Origin of the sequence: Rahnella sp. ChDrAdgB13, from assembly GCF_017655185.1 — a bacterium.
Classification (GTDB): domain Bacteria; phylum Pseudomonadota; class Gammaproteobacteria; order Enterobacterales; family Enterobacteriaceae; genus Rahnella; species Rahnella contaminans.
Genome location: NZ_JAEMGT010000102.1, coordinates 1 through 24,751 on the forward strand (window position 1 = coordinate 1; position 24,751 = coordinate 24,751).

Here is a 24,751-nt window from a genome sequence, read left to right on the forward strand (position 1 = left end):
CTTGCTGACAGCGCTTAGGGGCTGTATTTCCAAAATTGACGCAACTTTTCTTTGACGGAACACGGTAGCTGACAAGCCGGTCATCACGCGTGAATGCCGGGTTAGTCTGGGTTTCAACCCGGCCGGTTTCAACATCATGTCGGTTGATCTGGTGTACGCAGATGAGCAGACACCGATGCCGTGGCCCAATTTCACACCGGTCACGCTGAAAACCGAATCGGACATCAGCACGATCACGCTCCGGGTCAAATTTGCGGATTACAGCGACTACGAAACGCAACTTCGCTGGCAAGACGACATTGCCCTTACGCCGCAGGAACTGGGTTTTTACAGCGTCCTGTTTGATGCCGAAGACCTGAAATCCAGCTTTAAGTCGGTCAAAGGCAGCGCGACCTACCTGCCCGCGGGCCCGGCAAAAAAACAATCTTTTAGCTTCTCATTTTCCACAGAACCCACGTGGCAGGCCAGCTGGTGGGTCAACGTCCATTTTGCCGGTCTCAACGGCCAGATTGAATACAGCTGGAGTGGAAACCTGAAATCGCTGTTCCCGAAAACCTACGACTCTGGCCGCCTGAAGGCCAGTGTCAGCCCCGTCAAACTGCAATACACCAAGTGATATAAACAAGAGGAATGCCCTATGTTAACCACCGCTTTGCAGCAGTCGATCAAAATCCCAACGGATAAGTATCTGGGCGAAACTGAATATATCTGTACCTGTTACGGCGACAGCCTGGACAAGAATACGTATTACGTCGTGCCCGAAATCCCGGTATTTGTTGCCCGCGACGCTAACAGCCCCAGTTTCATGTTCTATAAATATCGCGGCGAAGACATGCAAGGCGGTTATGCCCAGTTCACCGTGATGCTGCCGTTGCCTCCCGATGATCTGCAAGCCAAAATCCGCGCTGAACTGTTTGGCAATATTCAGGGCCAGCTGACGGCGAAATCCACCCTGATTGTCACCTATGTTAAAGCCGAACAGGCTTCGGCAGCGGATCCGGAAAACCAGACTAAAAAAGCGGCGATGGACGCTGCGCTGAAAAATACCGGCCTTGACACCGATCAGGCCAGCAAATTTGTGTCGCTGTATGACAGCAGCAAAGGCAATGACCAGTTTCTTCCTGAGCTGATGCCGGAAGAAGCACAGAAAATTAAGCTGTTGCAGCCTAACTACACCTCGGCGCAGGCCACATTAATTCTTGATGACAATGAAAAATTCTACCGTCAGATCCCGACGCCTTTATCGCCATCTGGTTTAGGCGATAACAGAACCGTTTTCGGGCTGACACTGACCGGCGAAGGCGCCACCCTGTTTGAAAATGTGCTGGCGGGCACCGATAAAAACTCAAGCGTCGGCGTTCGTTTTAACTTCAATCTGGACGCTTCCCTGCCTGCGGCCAAAGTAACGGTGAGCTACGACAGCGAAATCACCAAGTCGGTCACGCAAACCATCTCTTACCATACGTGGTCGGCAGATGAGAAAAAGATTGAACGCGAATACATTGAGAAAGGGGCCATTAAAATTGATGTTCAGGTCGGGCTGACCGCGGCAGAAATGGGGATGACGGCCGATCAGTACATCAAGTGGAAAGAGGGCCTGACGGCGTGGGGGCAGAAACAGGTTGAGCAAATCTTAAGCAGTCAGACCGGCCTGGACATGAGTCTCGATATGCTAAATGACGCGGGTAACTTTGGTAAATTCCAGGAAAGCCTTAAACAGACCAAAAGTTTTACCCGGGTTTATGACGAAAACTCTGTCGTTTCCTTTGCCATCGCACCGCAAACCCAGCTGCCGTCTATCCAGTCCATCGTGGGCGAAGCGAACCTGAAGGATTATTTCAAAGAGTACGACCTGAACGATCCATTCTATCAATTTATTCAGCCTGAGTTCTATGTCACTCAGGATCTGGCGACCTATAACATCGCCAATATTGTCGTGACGGCCATCTACGACAAAGACAACCAGAGCACCTTGCAATTTAACCCTAAAGATATGGATCCGAAAAAAACCGGCAAATGGTTTATCAAGCCGGAGCTGGGCCGCGCGTTTAAATATTCCTACACCGTTAACTTCAGCGGTACACAGGCCAAACCCTATCATTCCGGCGATATTCAGAGCGACAGGGATCTGATCATCTCCATTAACACCGCCCAGTGCGGCGTCGTTTACGCCGATATTTCTACCCTGCTCGACCCGCTGGGATGGAAAGTCTTCAGCCAGGTGGTGGTTAAAACGCGCTATTCCGATCCCGATAAGGGGGTTGATCTTAAAACCACCAGCCAGGTCATCAGCGAATCAGCTCCGCCTAAACCGTTCATTTATCCCATCGGCACGACCGTAGATAAACCAATTTATTACTCTGCCGATTACTACGCCATCAATGGCGACAGCCTGACCTACATTCCCAATGGCGTTGAGACCAGCCCGCAATTGCCGGGTTATGGCCTGACGCAGGGCAATCAGATCCTGATCCCTAACGCCCTGCCTAAAGCGCAGAAGTACACGGTTATCTTCCAGCCAACGCAGAAAGACGTCACGCTGATCACCTATGAAATGACGGTGAAATACCCGAAATGGGACTTCAGTGAATCGCAAAGTATTGCCATCACCGAATTCGACAGTAAGTCGATGACCCAATATCTGACCTTCAATCTCATGCAGGCAGAAGCGGGCAATGAGCCGGAAATAAGCTATGTCTCGACCGTGTATTTCGGTGACAAAGGCGAAGAGAAAACGAAAACAGATAAGGTATCGAACACCACGACAATTGTGGTGGTGAAGTTCTGATGCTCTGAAATAACACAGGGCAATCAACGTTGCCCTGTTTTTACTTCCGTCACGCAGGATTGTCGCGATGAATAATCAGATCATAGTGCAAAACATTTGTTTTATCCGTGCCGACCCGGACAGACCTGTTTATTTTTACTGCGCCGCAGCGCCGGGCATTATGGTCACCCGCGACGATCAGCCCGCGGTCCAGCTACAGATTTTCAGAAACAGCAGCGAACCGGCCACCGTTTATTATGCCAGCTTGTCACTGCAAACTTTATTAGCCAGCAGCCCCGAAGCCGCGCGCGCAGCGGCAGATGCCAGCACGGATATCCCGCGCGATGCGGTGCTTTTGCCCTTGCAGGCTATTTCCTGCAGCGCAACGCTGAATATTCCCGGTTTCATTACCGGACTAACCAGTAAGACGGCGTTGAACGACCAGCAAAATTGCTATCTGCTGGCCAGGCTCGGCCCGCAAGACAATATCGCCCTGCTGACCAGCCTGATGGCGAAGCCGGAAACGGCACCTGTCACGGTCAGCTATAAAATTGATTATCTGCAACAGCTGCCGCCCGCAACCTTTGAACTTGAGGCCAGCTGGGACAAAGTTTATGAGTTCCTGCAAGAATCGATGGGCTTCAACCTGCTGTTTTTTTCGGTCGATATCGAAAATACCTCGTCACGGCTGATCACCGATAAAATCGTGACCATCAAAGTCCGCGACACAGACCCCGACAAACATATCGCGCAGGCCGGTGCCGAACTGACGCAGATCCTGCTCAGCGAATTCTTTACCCCGGTGTTTGCCGATGTCCCTGCGCAACCCCGGCCACAGGCCGGTTTTTATCTGCAGCGGGTTTCTGTTAAAGACATTGAGCAGCGCCGTTTGAGCGGAAAACTGAGCGAAACGACGGTGGTAAAACGCTCGGTTTATCCGCAGGCTTTATTCAGTGAACTGGTCAAAGGCACGGACTATCAGGCCGGCCGCGTGATCACGGAAACGGATCTGCAGGATGATTTTTTTGCCTCCCGAAACGTGCAGATAAACTTACTGACGCCCGAGCTGGACAGCAATATTCAGCTGGTGATGGCACGCCTGCGTTATGGCGACAACGTCCAGCAATATGCCTTCCGTAAAGGCGACGTTCTGCCCAAGCATTTCAAAGCACCGAGCATTACCGACCCGAACACGGGGAAAATGCTGTGGCCCGTCGGGTACGATTTTATCGTCTATTTTAATAAGCCTTTTGGGAGCGTGACGTCCGTCAGTTCCGGCGATCTGCAAACTGAGCTGGACGATATTTATCTGGATCTCGATTCCGTTTATGCCCGCTATGATTTTCTTATCCGCGCAGCAAGCCAGTTTAACTGGAACTGGTATCAGTCGGTTCTGGTTACCGTGCGCTGCCGCCACAGGCTCTTGCCGGGCCCCATCGTGTCAAAAATTTTTCAGATCACCTCCACGTCCCGGGAAGAAGATTATCCGGTCACGCTGCCGGACCCCGATTTGTATCTCTTTGACGTCAGCAAGGAGTACAGCAGTGAGGTCAATTCGCCGCATTTATCCGCCGTGCTTGATGAGCCGACCAGCCAGGATATCTCGCTGTTCTCCTCGTTGTATCACCAGCGGGTATTAACACTTTCCGCCAACATGGACTGGCAGGAGGTCGAAAAAGTGATCGTGTCGGTCAGCTACCCTTATTCTCCCACTGACGAGAATGCCTGCCTGCAACAGGTGTTTCAATTTACCGAAAAAGACGCCGCCATTCAGCGTTTCAGCGCTGATCAGCCAGACCCTGCGCGGCTCACCGTCAACCTTGATATCTGGTTCACCTACCAGGATGGCAAAGGCGGTGATCACCCCGAGTACGTCCAAACCGCAACCGTTCAAGACAGTATCAATATCGCCAACCTCATTTAAGGAAACGCCATGTTATTACTTAGAGAAAGAACACAAACCATCAACAACATCACCTTCTTTGCTGATGACTCCGATGACAAGCAGTTCTGGTATTTACCCGGTGATATCCATATCGCGGAAAATGATAAAAAGCCGGTATTTTCATTGATTAAATACACCGGCGACGGCAGCGGTCAGCAAGGGGGCTACATCAACTTCGAGGTGAACACGTCCATTGATGAAGATGTACTCAACAACGCATTCCAGGAGTACCTGAGCAAACTCAAGGTGGATCCGAAAACGGCGCGCAAAACGCAGGTGATGTTTGACAAAGGCACGGTGAATTTCTTTGTACTGGGTGCGGAAGGGACGAACGGCGAGCTAATCAGCGCCCAAAGCCCCAGCCTTTTTGGCAAAAACAGCGCGATCTTCAGCGCGAAATTAACGCCGGAACAAGCGGTGATCCTGGAAGCCTCGTTTAATCAGGCGCAGGCACCAGCCGCCGTGGCGTACAACCTCAGTTTTACGGGCATCACGCCAGCCTTAAAAGTGGAAGTCGAAGCCAAGCTCGAAAGTCTTTATAAAGAGTTTGATCTTAAATTTGGGGCCAATATTCCGATCCCGGTCGAAACGCCCGCCAGCTTCTGGCTGGGTTTTGACAGCGTCATTAAGAAGCTACAGCAGGATCAGAAACTGATCATCAAAGTCACTGAAAGTATGCCAGGCGATCAGGCGGAAAAAGAAAAGGAATGGGCGTTGCAGTTTGTCAAAGAAGAGATTTTGAAAAGCTTCTTTACCGCTTCGCTGAGCCCCAACGACGACAGCAATACTCAGGCGAAATCGGCCAGTTCCTCCATTCTGGATTCCCTGATCGCCAGCGACAAAAAAGAGGACGAAGAAGGCGGAAAAGGCGGGCTTTTCCCCAGCGCATCACTGGAGATAAAAATGGTGCGCATCGAAGAGACGAAAGCGCTGAACTTCAACTACATCTCGTCACAGGCGATCACCCAGGCCGCGGTGCCCCAAAACTTTATCGGCAGCGATATCCTGCGGGCGAAGAAGGTTCCTCCCTACTTCATTGAAGTCAACGTTAACGATCCGTTCTTCCAGAAAATTGACTTCACCGTGCTCGGGCCGGACGGATTTGATGAATACGGCATTAAAGCCGCGAGCTTCAAAATCGGCTACAACAATCAGGTCTATACCGCCCCGCCGTTCACCGCCGACGACGGGACATGGGGCAAGAATATCTCCCGGAGTAAAAACACCAATGAACTGTTCGATATCCAGAGCGAGTTTATTTTTAAATCCGCCGCCGCGTCCGGCTGGGAAGGCAGCAGCAGCTACCAGCCAAAATCACAATCGGCCTCAACCTTGCTGAATCTCGATCCCGGCTCAGTGCTGACATTCAATGAAATCTCCATTTTTCTGGACAAGAAATTTTCGTGGGAGAATTGCAACCAGCTGATCGTCGAGCTGGCTTATACGGACGATAAGCAGAGCAAAAAAAGCAAAAAGTACACCTTCAGCGAAGATAAAAGCGAAGCCCAGACCTTTAAATACCGTTGTCTGACCGAGAAACCGTGGAACGTTAACTACAAAATCACGTACTTCTTAGTCGGCGGTAAGACAACGACGCTTGATGGCAGCGAAAACCCGCCCGCTATCGTTATTCCGGCAGTAGCGTAGGCGACAGACAATGGTCGAACTTAACACCGTAATCCCAGTGGCATGGAACGCCCTGGTTAACGCACTTTGCCGGGAAGCGCCTTATCTGCGGGCAACGCTGACCGCGGAAATTGCCCGTTTCACGCAGGCACGTCTGGCATCCGGCGGTTTAGCGACGGCTTTTAATACCAGCCTGCTGGCCTACAACGGCTGTCCGCTTGAATTTACTGTTTCGACGTCAAAACCGCAGGCGCTTGCCTGCACTCTGGATCCCTTTTTACCTTATTACGCAGAAGATCGCCGGATAGACGCGTTTGCCCGCCATTACCGGCAGATAGTTGCGCCGGTTTCGCAGAATGACGCTGACATTCGTTTTGATGCGGCAGCCATAATGCAAAACCAAAGCGCGCAACCGCTGCGGTTTGGCTCCTGGCTGGGGCGAAAATATACGCCTGAAGGGATGAAAACGAAGATCTATTCCGAGGTGCAGTCCGGTGGTTTTGACGAAACGAACTGGCCCGGCGCGATGGAGAATCTCTCCCTCGCCGCCTGCCGGGAAGCCGGATTGTCATTGCTGATGACCGGCGAATATCCGCAGCAATCCGCCTCGCCGCGTGAGTATTACTTTCAATGGCATAGCGCGCACATCACGCACGCTGACATTGCGGCGGTCATGCGTTTTTTTGACTGTGAATCGCTTTGGCCTGCGCTGAAGCCCTTGCTGGAGCAGGCCGTACAACAAACCCTAAACGGGCAGGTTTTTCCGGCGACAACCTACGGTTTTAGTCTGGTTTATGGACAGGATGCAAAGCCTGCAAGCTTCACGCTGTTTGTGATGGCGGCAAGTTTCTTTGGTGATAATCAGCGGGTTTTCCCCGCAGTTCAGAACCTGCTGACGCAAAATGACCAACAGCTGCCTTTACTGCAACGGGTGGTTACTGAGCAAATTCCCATACAGTTCAACGTGGTGGGCTTTTCGGTGGACAGGCAGGGAAGCCGTGCCATCAGCTGCACTTTCAGCCCGCAGAATAGTCATTTTGAGACATTGCCGGTCAGACCATCGCCGCCGTCAGTACACACGCCCCGGCTCAGCCTGAAAGCCTTACTGGCGCAACAGTCTGCCAGCGGTGCTTTTGTGTCGTATGTCAGAACACCCGACGGGCGCTGGCATCAGGATGAAAATGCGTTTGTGACCGCGCAGGTCTTACGCACGCTGGAGAACACCGCGCAGACGGCTCCGTACATTGAAAAGGCGCTCGGTTTCCTGACAACCTGTGAAACCCGTCCGCACCATTTCAGTTTCTGGCCAGCCGCCGCCCATCCTCAGTGGATGGCGAACCTGAAAATCTGTGCCGATATTGATGACACGGCCATCATTACCGAACTGCTTTATAAATCTGGCCGACTGTCGCTCGCGCAGGCCCGGCAGACGCTTTCTCATATGAACAATTATCAGGTGCGGAAAGTGGATCCCCGCCTGAAAGCCACGCAAAACCAGTGGGCTGAGTGTCAGAGCTTTTATACCTGGATGCAGGATGAGAACCAACTCTCTCAGCTCGATTGCTGCGTCAACACTAATGCGCTGATTTTGCTGCACAGGCTGACGGATGAAGGCAGTCCTCTGCCGCCCGCTTATCCGCGCATTACTCAGATGCTGAATCAGGCAGTGCAATGGAGCGGCAGTGACTTCGACCGGCTCAGTACATTAACCCCGTATTACGCCCACCCTGCGGAATGGCTGGCCACACTGATTTACGCCCGACAAGCGGGGATCCCGCAACTCACGCCGTTGATTAATGCACTTTCCTGCTGGCAATTGCCCGCAGGACAACGGGAAAGCCCGCTTTATCGCCGGCATGACGGGCGCTATCTCTGGACGTCTCCCTGCCTGAATCAGTTCAGATCTCTGGCTCAAACTGAATATGCTGAGGAAAACCATGAATATATTTCTTAATAACCTGGTGGCGCTGAACCAAATTATTTTGCAAAACGCTCGCGAACAGTTCCCGGTTGCAGAGGGGAAACACCTGCGCTACCGGGCTGCCCAGGCGGTGCTGGCCGATGCGCTGACCGCCAAAGTGTGTACCGAAATCATCTCAGGAGAAACCCGCTACGAAATTGCGACCAGCACCGACGGCACAAGCTGGAAGATGATGCTGAACTTCGCGCTGAGCCAGCCGGTTCCGCAAACGCCTTATGTTGTGCTGAGCTTCAGCACCTTCGGCAATGCCGAAGAAATGGTCTTTGACAAAGTGATGGAGACTGAAACGGAAAATGTTTATCAGGCAGAGCTTGAGCTGAACGAGCTGGCACAGCGTGATGCGTTGCTGCGCGCCTTGTCTGATTTTGATGCGCAAACCACGCTGGTCGTTGCACTCAAAACCGATCACAGCATTACCAATACGATCACCGATCCTAAAGTTTTCTACTTCGCGGAAAACTACTATCCGTATATTTATCAGGGCATTATGCCGCCACCCGCGCGACTGCAACTGAAACTTCTGCCGCTGGTTTTTCAAAATGTGACCTACAACTATTATCAGGACTATGTTCTCCAGAATTACCTGTATTACCTGCCTGATACCTTTGAGGTTGGTCTTGGCACAGACCTTAAACCGATGCTCTCATTTTCATTTTCCGCCCCTGATAACGCCACGAAACTGGATCAGGTCAACGTCACGATGGACTACTTTTTACTGCCTAAGGTGAACCAGGCGCGGATTGCCAACGCCAGAGACCAGTTCACCCAGAAACATCCTGACGGAAAACTGATCCCGTTTGCCAATGCCGATACGCTGGCATTACAGCTGGAATTGCCCGCGGGTAAAACAGAGGAGAAGAATGCGCTGATTAACCTGCAAAGCGGCATCGCAGATTCGTTCACCCTGCCGGTCAGTCAGTTTGTGACAATCTGGGATGCTCTGTTTTCAAAATCACCGCAAAGCCTGTTACTCAAAGGGGAGCTGGAGGTTCAGTTCAAGGGATTCAATCCCGATAAACTGCCGGTAAGAATTGCGCTGGATGACAAATATAAGGATAAACCGCTCGATTTTATTACACAGTCCACGCCCGTGGACATTTCCAATACCCTTACGTTCAAAAGTGATCCCCAGGCCTACAGTTCGTCCGGGCCACGTCCGATCGAGCGTATGTTAGTCAATATCGGGAATGAAACTTTCGAATTGAATAAAACGAATCCGGATCACGACGCCATCGTAAAAGTATCGGTGATAGATCTCATCCTGCATCCGGATAAAAAACCCGTATATACCTATGACCTGCAAATTCGTTACGTCGACGGAGGAAAAGTGGAGCGTAATAACCAGACCACCACGTTTGAGATTATTTATGTGCCGTAATGTAATACCCGGAAAGGGCTGAATGCCGTCAGTTTAAATATCACAATCAGGAGATGCCTATGCCCGAAATCTGATATGAGAATAAAGATTCTGTACAAATTATTTAGCGTTAGATTCCCGAAGCAGATGATCTGTTTTGCGATCTGTCCTCGGCCATTTTTTGTGAAGTGACCTGTGCAGATTTCCTGCATATGTCTTTAAATCAATCTGTTAGCGAGGTTCAAATGAAACAACATTATATGCTCGTTATTGCTGCTGGTTTGCTGGTTTCCGCGTCATCTTTTGCAAAAGTTAACGACGTGCCTAAAGGGGCATTAGTAGTCCGTTACGGTGCGGCTAATACGGATGCGAATTACGCCAGCCAGGATGGATATCCGGGCACCTTACAAAACGTTTCGGCCTTATGCTCTAAAGCGAATTCCGGCGTTGATCAGGCTAAAGTCGAAGCGTTAATTAAAACGGATACCGGCAGATCTAAAGATTTAAAACAGGCAGGAGGCACCAATGCGTCCACGCTGGTTAATAAAAATGCCACGGTGTCCACGGATCCGCAGCCGGGTAACCCCAACCATTGCATAATCAGTAATATTGAGTTGAAAAATATCAAAGGTGCATGGCAAATGTTTGCACTTAAATAAGCAGACTAAATCAGGCCCGGTAATATTTTATGCGTGTTTTGCAGGAAATATTTTTCCGGGCCAGATCCCTGCTGAGTTGTGGCAGCCATTTCCGGCGCTGCGTATAAAAAGTTATGCTTTTCGGGTGTACGCGATCATGTGGGATAGCGCGTACACCACGCAGCCGAGGAAGGCGGCGGGGGCGAGGCTGTCATAGAGATGTCCCGGCTGGGCGCCGGTATACAATATGACCGCCGAAACGGCGATCCCCATCATCGCGCCGGGAATATGGATCCAGCGGGTTAAACGCTGTTTTTGTGCTTTGTAGGCGGCGAATTCCTGATTCGTGCGATCCAGCGCCTGGCTCAGGCGTTCGCAATCTTCTTCGTTATCGCGAACGCGCTCTGCCAGACGGGTATTTTCTTCCTGAATTTCAGCGAGCTGCTTTTTCAGTTTCGCTTTTTCACTCTTCGCGTTCTGCCCTTCGTACTCTTCCAGTTTCAGACTGGCACGCAGTTGCGTGACTTTACGGTTAGCCTCAGCCGTCAGTTCTTTCTGCTGACCGAGCAAGGCGTAATTACCGTCGGCACGACGGTTAGCCGCGTGGCGTTTGTCTTCTTCCCCGGTCACCTGCTCCTGAAGCCTGTCGCGGGCAGCGGCCATCGCCGCCATCTGACTGCCCATATAAGCGACAAGATTTCTGGACTCTTCCAGCTCGGCGGAAACTGAATTCCCGGCAGTTTGCTGACGTGCGCGCATCAGCGCCAGTTCGTCAGCGTGCCGTTTTTTCTGTATTTCAGCCTGGCGCAGCAGTTCGCTGACCCGCGTATTCAGACGGTATAATTCTCCTTCCAGTCGCTGAACGTCTTCTTTATTCCCGCTGCTGGTTTGGTTGCGTGCAACGGCCAGTTCATGGGTCAGACTGCGCACCTGCTTTTCCAGTGATACCAGTTTTTCGAGCGTGACGGCGGTGTCTTTAAAAACGGTTTTGACTTTGGCTTTATCGCCTTCAGCGCGGCTGAAACTGACGCCTCTGAGTGCGCTTTCCACTTCGCGGGCGATAGACGTTTTATCCATTGCCTTCATCCGGTTGCACGCGCTGGCCAGAAAAGTGGCCGCTTCATTGCTGTTACCGGTGCCAAAGGCTTGTTTGATAAGGCTCTGTATCACGCTCATTTTGTCGTGCTCGCTCGCAGGATATATTCAGGACACGCATGATGCAGACCTTAGGTGCATCAGATTCTAATTACTCATTGTATCAGATAGGATTTGTTTTATTTATCGAAGTTATTTTAAGCGGATGTTTTGAAGGATTAATGGCCGTAGTCTTGAGATACAAAAAGCCGGAACCCGGTTTCCCCCGCTCCGGCTGTTTTCATGCACAAATTAATGGAATTGCAGATATGCGACGTGGGTTTGCAGATATTCCTGCAAGCCGTGTTTGCCGTCTGCGCCGCCGACGCCGGATTTACGCCAGCCCGCATGGAACCCCTGCATCGCTTCAAAGTTTTCGCGGTTGATATAGGTTTCCCCGAACTTCAGCTGTTTCAGCGCTTTCATCGCGGTGTTGATATTGGAGGTATAGATAGAAGACGTCAGACCATACTCGCTGTCGTTGGCCATCGCGATGGCTTCTTCCAGCGTTTTGAATGTCGCGACCGGCAGGACAGGGCCGAACACTTCTTCATGCATGATCGGCATATCCTGTTTTACATCCACCAGCACCGTCGGCTGATAGAAGAAGCCTTTGTCGCCGTGACGTTTGCCGCCCAGCAGCACTTTCGCCCCCTGCGAGACGGCTTTCGCCACTTTGTCCTCGACGCGTTTTAACGCCGCACCGCTGATGAGCGGCCCCATATCCAGCTCTTTTTGTTCAGCGGTATTGCCGAAGGTCACTTTTTTCATCGCCACGCTGATCCGCGAAATGAATTCGTCGTACACGCCTTCCTGCACGTAAACACGTTCCGCACAGTTACACACCTGCCCGGTGTTGATCACGCGTGAGCTGACGATGGCTTTGACCGCAAGACCCAAATCCGCGTCATTCATCACAATGGCCGGGGCTTTCCCGCCCAGTTCCAGCGAGACTTTGGTGACGTTCTGCGCCGCAGCGGTCATGGTAGCGATACCCGCCGCCACGCTGCCGGTCAGGCTGACCATGCCGACTTTCGGGTTCGCCGCCAGTTCCTGCCCGACAACCGGCCCGTAGCCGGTGACGATATTCAGCACGCCCTTTGGCAGACCGATTTTGTGAATGATTTCTGCAAAAATAATGGCGTTGTTTGGCGTGATTTCACTCGGTTTAATCACGATAGTATTGCCGGTGATCAGCGCCGGTGCGGCTTTACGGGCAATCAGAAAGAACGGGAAGTTCCACGGCAAAATACCGGTCGTCACGCCGATGGCTTTGCGGAACACAAAGATATTTTCGTTTGGACGGTCACTCTGAATGATTTCGCCTTCGTAACGGCGCGCCCATTCGGCCATGTAATCGAGATAATCGGCGGTAAACAGCACTTCGGTTTGCGCCAGGCCGTAGGTTTTGCCGCCTTCCGCAATAATGGTTTCTGTCAGTTCGGCTTCGCGTTCGCGGATCCCGGCGGCGATTTTGTGCAGCCACACGCCCCGTTCCACTGCGGGCAACGCTTCCCAGCCCGCTTGCGCCGCTTCGGCAGCATCAATGGCTTTTTTCGCGTCTTCGGCAGAGCCTTCAGGGATCTGCGAAATCACCTGTTCTGTGGCCGGATTGACCACGTCAATCCACTTACCGCCGGTGTTTTCAACGAATTCACCGTTGATGTACATACGTTTTTGAACTGTGCCCATGTCAGAAATCTCCAAAGAACGGATAGAGGGATGATGAACGAGTTGTTAAAAAATAAGCTCTTTTTTGTAAAGTTCTAACAGCCTGTTCTATCCGTGACGTTTTTACCTTTCCGTGATTGCCAGTTGGTTTTGAGAAATGGCAAAAATGTCATGATCGGTCTGCCCGACATAACATTTTTGAAAATTGAGCATTTGTGAAAGGAATATGCCGGGTAGTTACTGACGGACGTGGCGGGGCGCATACCCAAATTCGCGCTTAAAGAGTGTAGAGAAATAATTGCTGTCGCAGAAACCGCACTGATGCGCGATGTCCGTGATCGAGCTGTCGCTAAAACGCAGCATGTTGCGCGCATTGAGCAGCCGCAGGCGGTTAAGATAATTGAGCGGCGTGCAGCCGGTTTGCTGTTTCATCTGGCGGTGTAATGTGCGAAGCGACATCGAGAATTGTTCCGCCAGCACCGGCCAGTTGATCTCTTCGTCATAATGCTCGTTCATCCAGTCCAGCAGATTATTCAGGTCGCCACCCTGCCCGCGATACCCGACGTCACGGCTGCCCTGACGCAGCAACAATAAAAGCTGCATGAAATACAGTTCCTGCTGAGCCTGGGATTCCGGCGTCTGGCTGACCGTTTTACGCGCCAGCAGGTCGATGAGCGTTTTAGCCTGCGTCACCTGGTTCGGGCTGATGCGCCAGTGCGCCGGATAAATGCCATCGACTTCCTTCGGCAGTAAATCACTGACCCCGTTGAGGAATCGAAACGCATTCGGGCCACGGTACAGAACGTTGGTCAGATGCAGATTGTCGGTATCTTCGTAAAGATGGTGGTCGCAGTGGCGCACAAAGCAGACGCTGCCTGCACTGAGGATCAGCGGATGGTCATTAAAAACGTGTGTCCCGGTGCCCTGTTCGACCAGCACAATCTCGTTGAAATCCTGGTGATGATGTTCAGGAAAAGTTTCCTGCGGGTAACGGGGTTCAATGGCGACCGGAAAATCTCCTGAAGGGAAATATTCACTACTGCGTAACACGGTCATTTCCGACTCCTTATTAACATTATCGTAATATCTTAGTCGTCACTGACGCCGTCATCGGGCTGAAATTGTGATCTGCCAGCCGCTTTTGAACAAAACCTTTCTTTCCCGGCACAATCTTGCGCAATCCGGCGTATGACGCAGGTTTACGCCCTCTTTCAGTGCGGTTTTTCCCTGCCCGAAATCGGTTTTTTTCGGGGCATTTCCATGGGTCGAAACAAGATTGTTATCAATTTGTGAGGTTGTTCTCTTAAACCTTTGCAGCTTTGCCATAGTTAGCGCAGAACTGGCACTCGCGGAAAGGTCAGATCCTCAGCAACCTCCTAGAGTCGTGATCATGCGCCTGGCGCGTCGGCAATTTTTGGTCGTTAAACTTTATGCAGACTTATGCGGAGTACAAACAATGAAATTAAAACACGTACTGAGCCTCACCCTGATCGCGAGCAGCATCCTGCTGGCAGGCGCGGCATCGGCAGAAGTGAAGATTGCGCTGGTGGCAAAGTCACTGGGCAACGGTTTCTTTGAAGCGGCAAACGTTGGCGCGCAGCAGGCAGCGAAAGAGCTGGGTGATGTGAAAGTAATTTACACCGGCCCGACCACTACCACCGCCGAAGCGCAGATTGAAGTGCTGAACGGCCTGATTGCACAGGGTGTTGATGCGATTGCGGTTTCCGCCAATGACCCGGACGCGCTGGTGCCTGTGCTGAAAAAAGCCATGCAGCGCGGCATTAAAGTGGTGTCCTGGGATTCCGGCGTCGCCAAAGAGGGCCGTCAGATCCACCTGAATCCGTCCAACAATGCGCTGATCGGCGAAACCAACGTCAAACTGGCCGCCGATGCACTGAAAGCGCTGAATGTCGAAAAAGGGGATGTCGCGATCCTCAGCGCCACACCCACCTCGACCAACCAGAATCTGTGGATTGCCGAGATGAAAAAGGTGCTGCCAAAGTATCCTTCCGTCAATCTGGTGACTGTGGCGTATGGCGATGATTTGTCGGATAAAAGTTATCGCGAAACTATCGGCTTATTGAAATCTTATCCGGATCTGAAAGTGATTATTTCTCCGTCTTCCGTCGGGATTGTGGCCGCCGCGCAGGCGGTGAAAGATCAGGGCAAAATCGGCAAAGTTTACGTCACCGGCCTCGGTCTGCCGTCTGAAATGGCGGGTGCGGTGAAATCCGGCGCGACCAAAAGTTTTGCCATCTGGAACCCGATTGATCTTGGTTACGCGGCAACCTATCTGGCCGACGATCTGGTCAAAGGCACCGCCACCAAAACCGAAGCCAGCATGGGGCGTTTAGGCAAAGTGAAACTGGACGCGGACGGCAGCGGCGCGATGGCTGAACCGTTTGTTTACGACGCCAGCAACATCGACAAATTCTCGAAAATATTCTGATCCTGACGGCGGCTCATCGTTTTGCGGTGAGCCGTTTTGTTGTACTTAGCCAGACAGGGGAAACGAAATGACAGATTCCACGACTCCGCTGTTGTCATTACAGGGCATCAGCAAGGTCTTTCCGGGCGTCAGGGCGCTGAATAACGTGCATGTGGATTTGTATCCGGGAAAAGTAACGGCCCTGATTGGCGAAAACGGCGCGGGTAAATCCACGCTGGTGAAAGTCATGACCGGCATTTATCAGCCGGAAGAAGGCGAGCTGCGCTATAAAGCGATTCCGATAAAACTGCCCAATCCGGAATCCGCGCACAAAGTCGGTATTACCGCCATCCATCAGGAAACCGTGCTGTTTGATGAGCTTTCCGTGACCGAAAATATCTTCGTCGGCCACTATGTTTACGGCGGAATTTTCAAGCGGCTGAACTGGCCGGCGATGCATCAGCAGGCGCGCGATATTCTGACGCGTCTGGAAGTGAACATCGATCCGCATGCCATTTTGAAAGAACTGAGCATCGCGCAACGCCATATGGTGGCGATTGCCCGCGCGCTGTCGTTTGATGCACAGGTGGTAATCCTCGACGAACCGACGGCGGCGTTGTCGCAGCATGAAATCGTGGAGTTTTATCAGATTGTCGAACGCCTGAAACATGAAGGAAAAGCCATCCTGTTTATCTCGCACAAGTTCGACGAGATTTTCGCGATTTCCGATTACTACACGGTGCTGCGCGACGGCAGTTATGTCGGCTCCGGCAAAATCAGTGATATCAGCGAGCAGCAGATGGTCACGATGATGGTCGGGCGCGAAGTCAGCCAGGCGTATCCGAAAGTGAACTGCGAACCGGGTGAAACGGTGTTGCAGGTACAGAATCTCAGCCATCCGACCGAATTTGCAGGCATCAGTTTCTCACTGCGCAAGGGCGAAATTCTCGGATTCTACGGGCTGGTCGGTGCGGGACGAACCGAGCTGATGCAGGCGCTGTTTGGCGTGACGCAACCGGGCAGCGGCAAGATTCTGATCCACGGCAAGGAACATCATTTCACCCGCCCTTCTCAGGCCATCCGCGCGGGAATCGTTTACGTGCCGGAAGAGCGCCAGAAACAGGGCGCGATCATCGATTTGCCGATCAGCCAGAACATCAGTTTGCCGCAGCTTAGTCAGCTCAACCCGCGCGGCGTGCTCAATGATAAAAAAGAGTGGGCGCTGGCCGACGATTATGCGCGCCGATTGCAGGTGAAAGCTTCAAGCTGGAAACAACCGGTGGGCACGCTCTCTGGCGGTAATCAGCAAAAAGTGGTGATCGCAAAATGGCTGGCGACGCAGCCGGACATCATCATTCTCGATGAACCCACCAAAGGGATTGATATCGGTTCAAAAGCGGCGGTACATCAGTTTATGTCCGAGCTGGTCGGACGCGGGCTGGCGGTGATTATGGTGTCTTCCGAATTGCCGGAAGTCATGGGCATGGCGGACAGAATTATTGTGATGCACGAAGGGCTGATGGTGGCGGAATTCAACGCGGGTGACGCGACCGCCGAAATGATTGTCAGTGCCGCCAGCGGCGCGGGCGAGGAGGCGGCATGATCAAGAATTTACTCAAGTACCGTGAGCTGTTGCTGGCGGTGGTGATTGTCCTGATGGTGCTCGGCGTCGGCGCACGCTCACCGGAGTTTATCGGCGCCGGAAACCTGCTTGAGATGTTCAACGACACCTCGATTCTGATCATCCTGGCGCTCGGCCAGATGATGGTGCTGCTGACCAAGGGCATTGATTTGTCGATGGCCGCCAATCTGGCGCTCACCGGCATGATTGTTGCGCTGATCAACTTCCATCACCCTGACATTCCGGTATGGTCGCTGGTCGTGCTGGCGACGGTTCTCGGCCTGATCATGGGCGCGGTTAATGGCCTGCTGGTCTGGAAAGTAGGGATCCCGCCGATTGTGGTGACGCTGGGCACCATGAGTATTTATCGCGGGATTATTTTCCTGCTCTCGAACGGCGGCTGGATTAACGCACACCAGATGAGCCCGGATTTCCTCAGCCTGCCGCGCGCGCCGTTTCTTGGCCTGCCGCTGCTCGGCTGGTGCGCGATTGCCGCGCTTATTCTGGTGGCGTATTTCCTGCGCTACAGCCGCACAGGCCGCGCGTTATATACCGCGGGCGGCAATGCCACGGCGGCGTATTACGCCGGCATCAACGCGGGCAAAATGCAGTTCATCAGCTTCTGCCTGTCCGGCGCGCTGGCGGGTTTCTGCGGATACCTGTGGATTTCACGTTTTGCCGTCGCCTACGTGGACGTCGCCAACGGCTTTGAATTGCAGATTGTCGCCGCCTGCGTCATCGGCGGGATCAGCACCATGGGCGGCATCGGTTCAGTGGTGGGCTGCCTGCTCGGCGCGCTGTTCCTCGGCGTCATTAATAACGCCCTGCCGGTGATTGAAGTGTCGCCGTTCTGGCAGATGGCCATTTCGGGCGCGGTGATTGTTATCGCGGTGATCCTCAACGAACGCGGCAATAAACGTAAAGGAAGACTGATTTTACGCCATTCTCCTTCCGTCCACGCATCAGGACCTGAATCAGAGGCCAGATCATGAATAAGACCTTAACTTCGCGCACGCCTGCACGGGAAAGTGTGCCGATGGCCGTGACGCCCTTCTTCCGCCGCCTGATGTGCTGGGAAGGATTTTTGCTGGTGGTGACGCTGCTGGTGTTCGTGGTGAACGCCCTCGCCTCGCCGTACTTCCTCAATATCTGGAATCTGTCCGACGCGACGTTCAATTTCACGGAAAAGGCCATCATTGTTCTGCCGATGGCGATGCTGATTATCGCCCGTGAAATCGATTTATCCGTCGCCTCCACGATGGCGCTGAGTTCCACCATAATGGGATTCTGCGCGCAGGCCGGTCTGCCGACACCGGCGCTGGTGGGCGTCGGGCTGAGCGTGGGATTATTGTGCGGGCTGATTAACGGGCTGCTGGTGACGCGCCTGAATCTCTCATCGATCGTGATCACCATCGGGACCATGAGCCTGTTCCGTGGCATCACGTATGTGCTGCTCGGCGATCAGTCACTGAATAAATATCCGGCCAGCTTTGCGTGGTTCGGGCAGGGTTATGTCTGGGGGCCGCTGTCGTTTGAGTTCGCGTTATTTCTGGTTTTGGGCGCTGTCTTTTACTTCCTGCTGCACAAAACCAACTTTGGCCGCCGTACCTACGCCATCGGCAATAATCCGGTGGCGGCCTGGTATTCCGGCATTAACGTGAAGCGTCACAACCTGACGCTGTTTGTGCTGGTCGGCGTGATGTCCGGGCTGGCGGCGGTTCTGCTGACGTCACGGCTCGGCAGTACGCGCCCGACGCTGGCGCTTGGCTGGGAGCTGAGCGTGATTACGATGGCGGTGCTCGGCGGCGTCAGCGTGCTGGGCGGTTCAGGCAGCATGACCGGCGTCATTATTGCCGCCTTCCTGATGGGTCTGCTGACCTTCGGCCTCAGCCTGCTGAACGTGCCGGGGATTGTGATGTCAGTCATCGTCGGCGCGATGCTGATTGTGGTGATTTCGCTGCCTGTGCTCTACCGGAGGCTGATGACAGCGCGGGGGAAATAGCGTCTGGCCTGCACTCCCCGTCTACGGGCGGGGAGTGCAGTTCGCCGAATAAATGACACTGAAGAATATCAGGTGAAAAAAATCATCAAAAACTCTTCTTTTCTGTTTGTTACTCAACCCTTTATTACCACCTTGTTACTCAATCCTTTATTACCCCCTCTTGATTAAAAGGCACACTGTCCCGTAGTTTAAACCCACAGCTTGGTTTCTGAATGTCTTGAAACAATGGGGAAAACATATGCGGATTTTAGTGGTAGGCGCGGGTGCGACGGGCGGATATTTCGGTGCGCGGCTGGCTCAGGCCGGGCAGGATGTGACATTTTTACTGCGCGAGAAGCGCGCGCTGGCGGTGCAGAAAGACGGATTGACGGTTCACAGCCCGCACGGTGATTTTCACCTGCAACCCGCCGTGGTACAGGCTTCTCAGCTGACCGGCCCTTATGATCTGATTTTGCTGACGGTGAAAAGTTTTGGGCTGGAAGCGGCCATTAAGGATATCGCACCGGTCGTTGGCGAAAATACGCTGGTCATGCCGGTACTTAATGGCATGAAGCACATGGAAACGCTCAGCCAGCGGTTTGGTGAGCACGCGCTGATTGGCGGACTGTGCAAAATCAACGCCACGCTGGATGCCGACGGCCATATCCACCAGATGACGCCGCTGCATCAGATTATCTATGGCGAACTCTCCGGCGGGAAAACCGAGCGCATTCTTAGCGTCGATCAGGCATTTCAGAGCGCCGGTATCGATGCCCTCCTTTCGGAAACCATCATCAGCGATTTGTGGGAGAAGTGGCTGCTGCTGTCAAGCTTCGGCGCCATCACCTGCACCATGCGCGGCAACATCGGTCAGGTCGCCTCTGCGCCTGGCGGAACGGAGTTCGCACAGGCCATCGTGAGCGAAGCATTAACCACCATGAAAGCCTTTGGCTACGCGGAACGCGCGGCGGCGGTGGCGAAAGTCAGGGAAGCCGTGACCGACAAAAATTCGCCGCAGACGTCATCTATGTATCGCGATATGACGCAGGGATATCCTATCGAAGCGGAGCAGATTATTGGTGACCTGGTAGAACGCGCAACGCGTGTGGGGATCAGCATTCCACTTTTACAGGCAGCGTATACGCATTTGTGTGTTTATCAGAAGAACCGCGAATAATATCTGATTTTGCCAAATTTGAAGGCCAGAGGATCTTCAAACGATAAAAACAAAAAACCCGCCAAAAGGCGGGATTTTTGTGGTGCTTCGATTAGCGGTCTGACAATAAACAGACGACTTGCGGGGAGGTGATTAACTCAAATTCACGCACCCGGCTACAAATCGCGCGAACTCATTGTTCTGGCATATCTTTCATGGGTTTAATTTGAGTTAAGTTGAGCCATAAATTCAGTCGCTTGCAAAAATCAAACAGGTTATTTCAATAAAACCGCCTGGCGTGATATCCAATACAAAATCCACCCCGGGAAATTTTATTCTTCGGGATTGCCTTTTTTAATGTCTGCTAATTCTTCCCAGGCAACATGCGTATCAACGTATTATCGCGGCGGCGGTAATGGTGCCAGAGCGCAGCGAAAGCGTGTAATCCGATCAGATAATATCCGGCATTCGCCAGCCATTCATGCAGGGTTTTTAACTGTTTTTGTAATGTCAGATCGGCCAGATAGCTTTTGGGCATTCTGATGTTAAACATCGTCCAGTCATGGCCGCCAAAATATTGCGACAAAATGCCCAGCACCGGTAAACCCATAAACATCAGATAAACAGAACCATGCGTGAGGACCGACAAACAATGTTGCCAGCGCGGTGGAACAGGTTTAATGGCAGGCGTGACGTACATCGCGCGGATAAAAAGGCGTACGCACATCAGAAATAATACGCAGAAACCCAGGCTGTAATGCGTAAGAGTTAATAGTTCTCGTACAAAGGAACCTTTGGCGAACGCGTCTTTTATATCCATCGTCGTATAGGTCAGAACGACCAAAACAAACACCAGCCAGTGCAGCACAATTTGCGGATAAGAATATCGGGTACGCATAGAATTTCCGGTAAACAAAGTTACCGTTATCTTACTTGTTGAGACTTAAGCTTACATTAAGACGGCGGTAAACGCGCCGGGGAGAAGATTGTGTGGAAAGAAAAATTAACCGCTTTGGCGGTGAATGAATAAGGGCTTTAAAAGCTGAGAAGTTGGATAACGCTACCTGCCCGTTTCACAAGCTGACAGGTAACGCCCCAACACATCACGATTTAATTAACGCGCGATCAGGAAGCTTTCCAGCGCAGCGCCTTTATCCAGAGCGGCTTTGATGGCTGAAGGAGTACGACCCTGACCGGTCCAGGTTTTTTTGGAACCGTCGGTGTCGGTGTACTCATACAGCGCAGGGCGCGGCTTGCGCTTCGCTTTGGTGGTTTCTTTTGCCGCCTGATGCCCCAGCAGGTCATCAATTGCGATGCCGTCATTTGCCAGCATTTCACGATATTTCAGTAATTTCTCATCACGTTCTTGTTGTTGCGCGCTGCGTGCTTTCACGTTCTCGCGGGATTCTTCAACAATAGCGGTCAGTTTTTCCAGAATTTCTTCCAGAGTGCTTAATGGCGTTTCACGAGCCTGAGCCCGAAGTGTACGGATATTATTCAAAACGTTTAACGCGTTGTCCATGATGTGCTCACTTTAGGGGGTATCATTAAATTAGTGACACTGATTCTACACAAACAAATAATGATATCAATTGCGCCAGGATAATATTACAAGCGATTACACAATTCCTTTGCCTGCCGTTTAGTTTCATTGAATGTTAATATGCTATTTTTATAAGGGCTTGCCGCATGAGAATAAATAAAGTTATCCACTTTCCGCTTTACCCCCTTGAAATAGGTTGGGAATTATTAACCTAAATTTAGGCATCTTCTTAATAGTATCGCAGCGTGAATAACCGATGTTGCTATTATGCACGATTGACACAAGTTCTTTTCTTTTCGTGCGAACCGCTGCGGGGAAAATAGCGTTTTGATAGAATCATCCGATTTTTCTACGCCTCAACGCATTTTCTGCACAAGAAATAGGGCGTAATTTAACAATTCTCGCCTTAGACTGTGACTTCGGTCACAAACAGGATTTCCCTCATATTATGTTCAAAACCATTATTTTCGTGTGCTCCGCCTGCGTGTTACTCAAACTGGCGCTCGACTGGCAGGTTATTTTACAGACGGTTGAGGGCTGACCGCAGCGACTTTTGCCATCCTGATGAATTCCGACAGATTGCGCGTCAGCGTTCCCCGGCGCCAGATTAGCCAGGTCGTCAGAAAGCGGTAGTTATCCGCCAGCGGCCAGACGCTGACCGTCGTGCTGCCCGGCATACTTTCCAGCATGCTGCGCGGCATCAGCGCCAGCCCGCCGCCCGCAATCACACACGCCAGCATCCCGTGATATGACTCCATCTCGTAGATTTTGCCCGGCGCGGCACCGTCATCGGCAAACCAGCTTTCGAAATGACGGCGATACGAACAGTTCGAACGAAACGCATAGATAATTTCGCCGTTAACCTCTTTCCCCCGCGTCACCGCCGCGTGACTGAGCGGTGCCACAATCACCATTTCTTCCTGATAAACCGGGATCCCGTCGAGTACCGGATGCAAAACCGGCCCGTCGACAAACGTCGCTTCCAGTTCACCTTCCACCAGTTTATCCAGCAATTCGCCGGAAGGGCCAGTGCTCAGCGCCAGTTCGACTTTGCCAAACTGCTGATGATAGCGCGTCAGTAATGCCGGAATGCGCACTGCCGCGGTGCTTTCCAGCGCGCCGAGCGAGAAAATTCCCTGCGGTTCTGTGCCGGACACCGACAAGCGCGCTTCTTCGACTAAATCCAGTATGCGGTTGTTATAGCTGAGAAAATTCCGGCCCGCAGGAGAAAGCCGCAAACGCTGGTTTTCGCGGATAAACAGCTCCACACCCAGCTCGGCTTCAAGCTGTTTAATGCGGGTCGTCAGGTTCGACGGCACGCGGTGTACGCGCTGCGCGGCGGCGCTGATACTGCCGGTTTCGGCCACGGCACGGAACATCTCAAGCTGGGACAGGTTCATAGTGATTCTCAAAAAGTGAACGGTTTGCTTATTTTTATTCATTTTTATTAAATCGCGCAAGCCTCTATTCTTAATGAACTGGCTTAACGAGGACACCGAAATGACGACAGCAACTTCGAACACACATGCAATCTCAGTCAATCCGTTTAACGGCGAACATATCGCAGATTATGCGTACGACACCGATCTGGCACTTGAAGCCGCCGTTGCGCAGGGCTTTTCTGCCTTCAAGCAGTGGCGCAAAACAGACGTCAGCGAACGCGCTGCCCTTTTGATCCGCCTGGCAGCCGCACTGCGCGAAACCAGTGAAGACATCGCCCGCAGCATTTCTCTTGAGATGGGCAAACCGGTGAAACAAGCGCGCGCCGAAGTGGAGAAATCCGCCGGTTTGTGCGAATGGTATGCCGAAAATGGCCCGGCGATGCTGGCACCGGAACCGACTCGGGTCGATAACGGCGAAGCGCACATTCATTACCGCCCTTCCGGCATGATTCTGGCGATTATGCCGTGGAACTTCCCGGTCTGGCAGATCCTGCGCGGCGCGGTTCCGGCCTTGCTGGCGGGGAATACGTTCCTGCTCAAACCTGCGCCGAGCGTCATGGGCACCACATATCTGGTGAAGCAGGCCGTGCTGAAAGCCGGTTTCCCGGCGGGTGCATTTGGCGTGATCAATGTCGGTACTCCGGCCGTTGCCACGCTGATTGCCGATCCGCGCGTGGTGGCGGTGACGGTCACCGGCAGCGTGCGTGCCGGTGCGGCGATTGCTGAACTGGCGGGCAAACAGGTTAAAAAATGCGTACTGGAACTCGGCGGGTCTGATCCGTTTATCGTACTGAACGACGCCAGTCTCGACGAAGCGGTGAAAGCCGCCGTCGCCGGGCGTTATCAGAATACCGGGCAGGTTTGCGCCGCTGCAAAACGTCTGATCATTGAAGAAGGCGTGCTCGACGCATTTACAGCGAAATTTGTGGCGGCCACCCGGGCGCTGGTCGTAGGAAATCCGCTGGATGACGCCACTTATATCGGCCCGATGTCCCGTTTCGATTTACGCGATGAGCTGGATAAACAAGTTCAGGACAGCCTGTCCGAAGGCGCGACGTTGCTGCTGGGCGGTGAGAAAATGGCCGGAAACGGTAACTTCTATGCACCGACTATTCTCGGCAACGTTACACCGGAAATGACGGCATTTCGTCAGGAACTGTTCGGGCCGGTCGCCGCGATTACGGTTGCCCGCGACGCAGATCACGCGGTCGAACTGGCCAATGACAGCGATTTTGGCCTGAGCGCCACGATTTTCACCGCTGATGCAGAACGTGCAAAACAGATGACCGCAGAGCTGGAAACCGGCGGCGTGTTCATTAACGGATACAGCGCATCGGATCCGCGTGTGGCGTTTGGTGGCGTGAAGAAAAGTGGCTATGGCCGCGAGTTGTCGCATTTCGGCCTGCGTGAATTCTGCAACGTGCAGACGGTCTGGACTGACCGCACGTAATCACAGAAACG

The 24,751-nt window shown here is 52.6% G+C and carries 20 protein-coding genes; 13 read left to right on the forward strand and 7 right to left on the reverse strand.

Features of this window, described 5'->3' with window-relative positions:
- Positions 1-136: 136 nt before the first annotated feature.
- The 7 genes from J8X26_RS21995 (at position 137) to J8X26_RS22025 (ending at position 10,335) form a co-directional block, all read left to right on the forward strand.
- Positions 137-616, forward strand: a complete 480-nt coding sequence (locus J8X26_RS21995; protein WP_208951960.1) for a hypothetical protein — start codon at positions 137-139, stop codon at positions 614-616.
- A gap of 21 nt (positions 617-637) precedes the next feature.
- Entirely contained in the window at positions 638-2,788 is a 2,151-nt protein-coding gene (locus J8X26_RS22000; RefSeq protein ID WP_208951961.1) for a hypothetical protein, read from the forward strand.
- 67 nt (positions 2,789-2,855) lie between these two features.
- Positions 2,856-4,691 (forward strand): hypothetical protein, encoded by a 1,836-nt coding sequence (locus J8X26_RS22005; protein ID WP_208951962.1) that lies wholly within the window; start codon positions 2,856-2,858, stop codon positions 4,689-4,691.
- Between the two features lie 9 nt (positions 4,692-4,700).
- Positions 4,701-6,359, forward strand: a complete 1,659-nt coding sequence (locus J8X26_RS22010; protein WP_208951963.1) for a hypothetical protein — start codon at positions 4,701-4,703, stop codon at positions 6,357-6,359.
- A 10-nt stretch (positions 6,360-6,369) separates the two neighbouring features.
- The gene (locus J8X26_RS22015; RefSeq protein ID WP_208951964.1) at positions 6,370-8,292 is read left to right on the forward strand and encodes a hypothetical protein; all 1,923 of its coding nucleotides are present in this window, start codon (positions 6,370-6,372) and stop codon (positions 8,290-8,292) included.
- A complete protein-coding gene (locus tag J8X26_RS22020) occupies positions 8,276-9,697 on the forward strand; it encodes a hypothetical protein (protein ID WP_208951965.1) in 1,422 nt (473 codons plus the stop codon). Before J8X26_RS22015 ends, J8X26_RS22020 begins: the two co-directional genes overlap by 17 nt.
- A gap of 224 nt (positions 9,698-9,921) precedes the next feature.
- A complete protein-coding gene (locus J8X26_RS22025) occupies positions 9,922-10,335 on the forward strand; it encodes a hypothetical protein (RefSeq protein ID WP_208951966.1) in 414 nt (137 codons plus the stop codon).
- Between the two features lie 111 nt (positions 10,336-10,446).
- Here the strand turns inward: J8X26_RS22025 and J8X26_RS22030 are convergent, their stop codons facing one another.
- From J8X26_RS22030 to J8X26_RS22045, 4 genes are all read right to left on the reverse strand, one after another.
- Positions 10,447-11,490 (reverse strand): hypothetical protein, encoded by a 1,044-nt coding sequence (locus J8X26_RS22030; protein ID WP_208951967.1) that lies wholly within the window; start codon positions 11,488-11,490, stop codon positions 10,447-10,449.
- Positions 11,491-11,700: 210 nt separating this feature from the next.
- A complete protein-coding gene (aldA, locus tag J8X26_RS22035; RefSeq protein ID WP_208951968.1) occupies positions 11,701-13,140 on the reverse strand; it encodes an aldehyde dehydrogenase in 1,440 nt (479 codons plus the stop codon).
- Between the two features lie 216 nt (positions 13,141-13,356).
- Complete coding sequence (gene rhaS / locus J8X26_RS22040; RefSeq protein ID WP_152326680.1) at positions 13,357-14,175, reverse strand: HTH-type transcriptional activator RhaS; 819 nt, start codon at positions 14,173-14,175, stop codon at positions 13,357-13,359.
- 51 nt (positions 14,176-14,226) lie between these two features.
- Entirely contained in the window at positions 14,227-14,445 is a 219-nt protein-coding gene (locus tag J8X26_RS22045) for a hypothetical protein (protein WP_193333159.1), read from the reverse strand.
- 130 nt (positions 14,446-14,575) lie between these two features.
- On the opposite strand from J8X26_RS22045, the gene rhaS (J8X26_RS22050) reads away from it, so the two are divergent.
- The 5 genes from rhaS (J8X26_RS22050) to panE all read left to right on the forward strand — a co-directional run bounded on the left by rhaS (J8X26_RS22050) (position 14,576) and on the right by panE (position 20,326).
- Complete coding sequence (rhaS, locus tag J8X26_RS22050) at positions 14,576-15,568, forward strand: rhamnose ABC transporter substrate-binding protein (protein ID WP_104925188.1); 993 nt, start codon at positions 14,576-14,578, stop codon at positions 15,566-15,568.
- 67 nt (positions 15,569-15,635) lie between these two features.
- Positions 15,636-17,150: a sugar ABC transporter ATP-binding protein gene (locus J8X26_RS22055; RefSeq protein ID WP_208951969.1), complete on the forward strand. Its 1,515-nt coding sequence runs from the start codon at positions 15,636-15,638 to the stop codon at positions 17,148-17,150.
- Positions 17,147-18,160, forward strand: a complete 1,014-nt coding sequence (locus J8X26_RS22060) for an ABC transporter permease (protein WP_208951970.1) — start codon at positions 17,147-17,149, stop codon at positions 18,158-18,160. The genes J8X26_RS22055 and J8X26_RS22060 overlap by 4 nt, the downstream gene beginning before the upstream one ends.
- A gap of 44 nt (positions 18,161-18,204) precedes the next feature.
- On the forward strand, positions 18,205-19,170 hold the full coding sequence (locus J8X26_RS22065; protein ID WP_152326813.1) for an ABC transporter permease: 966 nt from the start codon (positions 18,205-18,207) through the stop codon (positions 19,168-19,170).
- 238 nt (positions 19,171-19,408) lie between these two features.
- On the forward strand, positions 19,409-20,326 hold the full coding sequence (gene panE, locus J8X26_RS22070; protein ID WP_208951971.1) for a 2-dehydropantoate 2-reductase: 918 nt from the start codon (positions 19,409-19,411) through the stop codon (positions 20,324-20,326).
- Positions 20,327-20,669: 343 nt separating this feature from the next.
- Here the strand turns inward: panE and J8X26_RS22075 are convergent, their stop codons facing one another.
- From J8X26_RS22075 to J8X26_RS22085, 3 genes are all read right to left on the reverse strand, one after another.
- The gene (locus tag J8X26_RS22075) at positions 20,670-21,203 is read right to left on the reverse strand and encodes a cytochrome b (protein WP_165059931.1); all 534 of its coding nucleotides are present in this window, start codon (positions 21,201-21,203) and stop codon (positions 20,670-20,672) included.
- Between the two features lie 216 nt (positions 21,204-21,419).
- Positions 21,420-21,827 carry an H-NS family nucleoid-associated regulatory protein gene (locus tag J8X26_RS22080; RefSeq protein ID WP_152326686.1) on the reverse strand — a complete coding sequence of 136 codons (408 nt, stop codon included), beginning with the start codon at positions 21,825-21,827 and terminating at the stop codon, positions 21,420-21,422.
- 536 nt (positions 21,828-22,363) lie between these two features.
- On the reverse strand, positions 22,364-23,248 hold the full coding sequence (locus tag J8X26_RS22085; protein WP_165059929.1) for a LysR family transcriptional regulator: 885 nt from the start codon (positions 23,246-23,248) through the stop codon (positions 22,364-22,366).
- Between the two features lie 100 nt (positions 23,249-23,348).
- Between J8X26_RS22085 and J8X26_RS22090 the strand changes: the two genes are divergently transcribed.
- Positions 23,349-24,740 (forward strand): aldehyde dehydrogenase family protein, encoded by a 1,392-nt coding sequence (locus J8X26_RS22090; protein ID WP_208951972.1) that lies wholly within the window; start codon positions 23,349-23,351, stop codon positions 24,738-24,740.
- Positions 24,741-24,751: the final 11 nt, after the last annotated feature.

What these genes read in the sequence shown, in the direction of transcription:
- J8X26_RS22020 (WP_208951965.1), top strand. Translation starts at nt 8,276, where the DNA reads ATGAATATATTTCTTAATAACCTGGTGGCGCTGAACCAAATTATTTTG.
- J8X26_RS22065 (WP_152326813.1), top strand. Translation starts at nt 18,205, where the DNA reads ATGGCCGTGACGCCCTTCTTCCGCCGCCTGATGTGCTGGGAAGGATTT.
- J8X26_RS22000 (WP_208951961.1), top strand. Translation starts at nt 638, where the DNA reads ATGTTAACCACCGCTTTGCAGCAGTCGATCAAAATCCCAACGGATAAG.
- rhaS (WP_104925188.1), top strand. Translation starts at nt 14,576, where the DNA reads ATGAAATTAAAACACGTACTGAGCCTCACCCTGATCGCGAGCAGCATC.
- J8X26_RS22080 (WP_152326686.1), bottom strand. Translation starts at nt 21,827, where the DNA reads ATGGACAACGCGTTAAACGTTTTGAATAATATCCGTACACTTCGGGCT.
- J8X26_RS22015 (WP_208951964.1), top strand. Translation starts at nt 6,370, where the DNA reads ATGGTCGAACTTAACACCGTAATCCCAGTGGCATGGAACGCCCTGGTT.
- J8X26_RS22030 (WP_208951967.1), bottom strand. Translation starts at nt 11,490, where the DNA reads ATGAGCGTGATACAGAGCCTTATCAAACAAGCCTTTGGCACCGGTAAC.
- J8X26_RS22055 (WP_208951969.1), top strand. Translation starts at nt 15,636, where the DNA reads ATGACAGATTCCACGACTCCGCTGTTGTCATTACAGGGCATCAGCAAG.
- J8X26_RS22060 (WP_208951970.1), top strand. Translation starts at nt 17,147, where the DNA reads ATGATCAAGAATTTACTCAAGTACCGTGAGCTGTTGCTGGCGGTGGTG.
- panE (WP_208951971.1), top strand. Translation starts at nt 19,409, where the DNA reads ATGCGGATTTTAGTGGTAGGCGCGGGTGCGACGGGCGGATATTTCGGT.
- rhaS (WP_152326680.1), bottom strand. Translation starts at nt 14,175, where the DNA reads ATGACCGTGTTACGCAGTAGTGAATATTTCCCTTCAGGAGATTTTCCG.
- aldA (WP_208951968.1), bottom strand. Translation starts at nt 13,140, where the DNA reads ATGGGCACAGTTCAAAAACGTATGTACATCAACGGTGAATTCGTTGAA.
- J8X26_RS21995 (WP_208951960.1), top strand. Translation starts at nt 137, where the DNA reads ATGTCGGTTGATCTGGTGTACGCAGATGAGCAGACACCGATGCCGTGG.
- J8X26_RS22005 (WP_208951962.1), top strand. Translation starts at nt 2,856, where the DNA reads ATGAATAATCAGATCATAGTGCAAAACATTTGTTTTATCCGTGCCGAC.
- J8X26_RS22090 (WP_208951972.1), top strand. Translation starts at nt 23,349, where the DNA reads ATGACGACAGCAACTTCGAACACACATGCAATCTCAGTCAATCCGTTT.
- J8X26_RS22075 (WP_165059931.1), bottom strand. Translation starts at nt 21,203, where the DNA reads ATGCGTACCCGATATTCTTATCCGCAAATTGTGCTGCACTGGCTGGTG.
- J8X26_RS22085 (WP_165059929.1), bottom strand. Translation starts at nt 23,248, where the DNA reads ATGAACCTGTCCCAGCTTGAGATGTTCCGTGCCGTGGCCGAAACCGGC.
- J8X26_RS22010 (WP_208951963.1), top strand. Translation starts at nt 4,701, where the DNA reads ATGTTATTACTTAGAGAAAGAACACAAACCATCAACAACATCACCTTC.
- J8X26_RS22045 (WP_193333159.1), bottom strand. Translation starts at nt 14,445, where the DNA reads ATGGCAAAGCTGCAAAGGTTTAAGAGAACAACCTCACAAATTGATAAC.
- J8X26_RS22025 (WP_208951966.1), top strand. Translation starts at nt 9,922, where the DNA reads ATGAAACAACATTATATGCTCGTTATTGCTGCTGGTTTGCTGGTTTCC.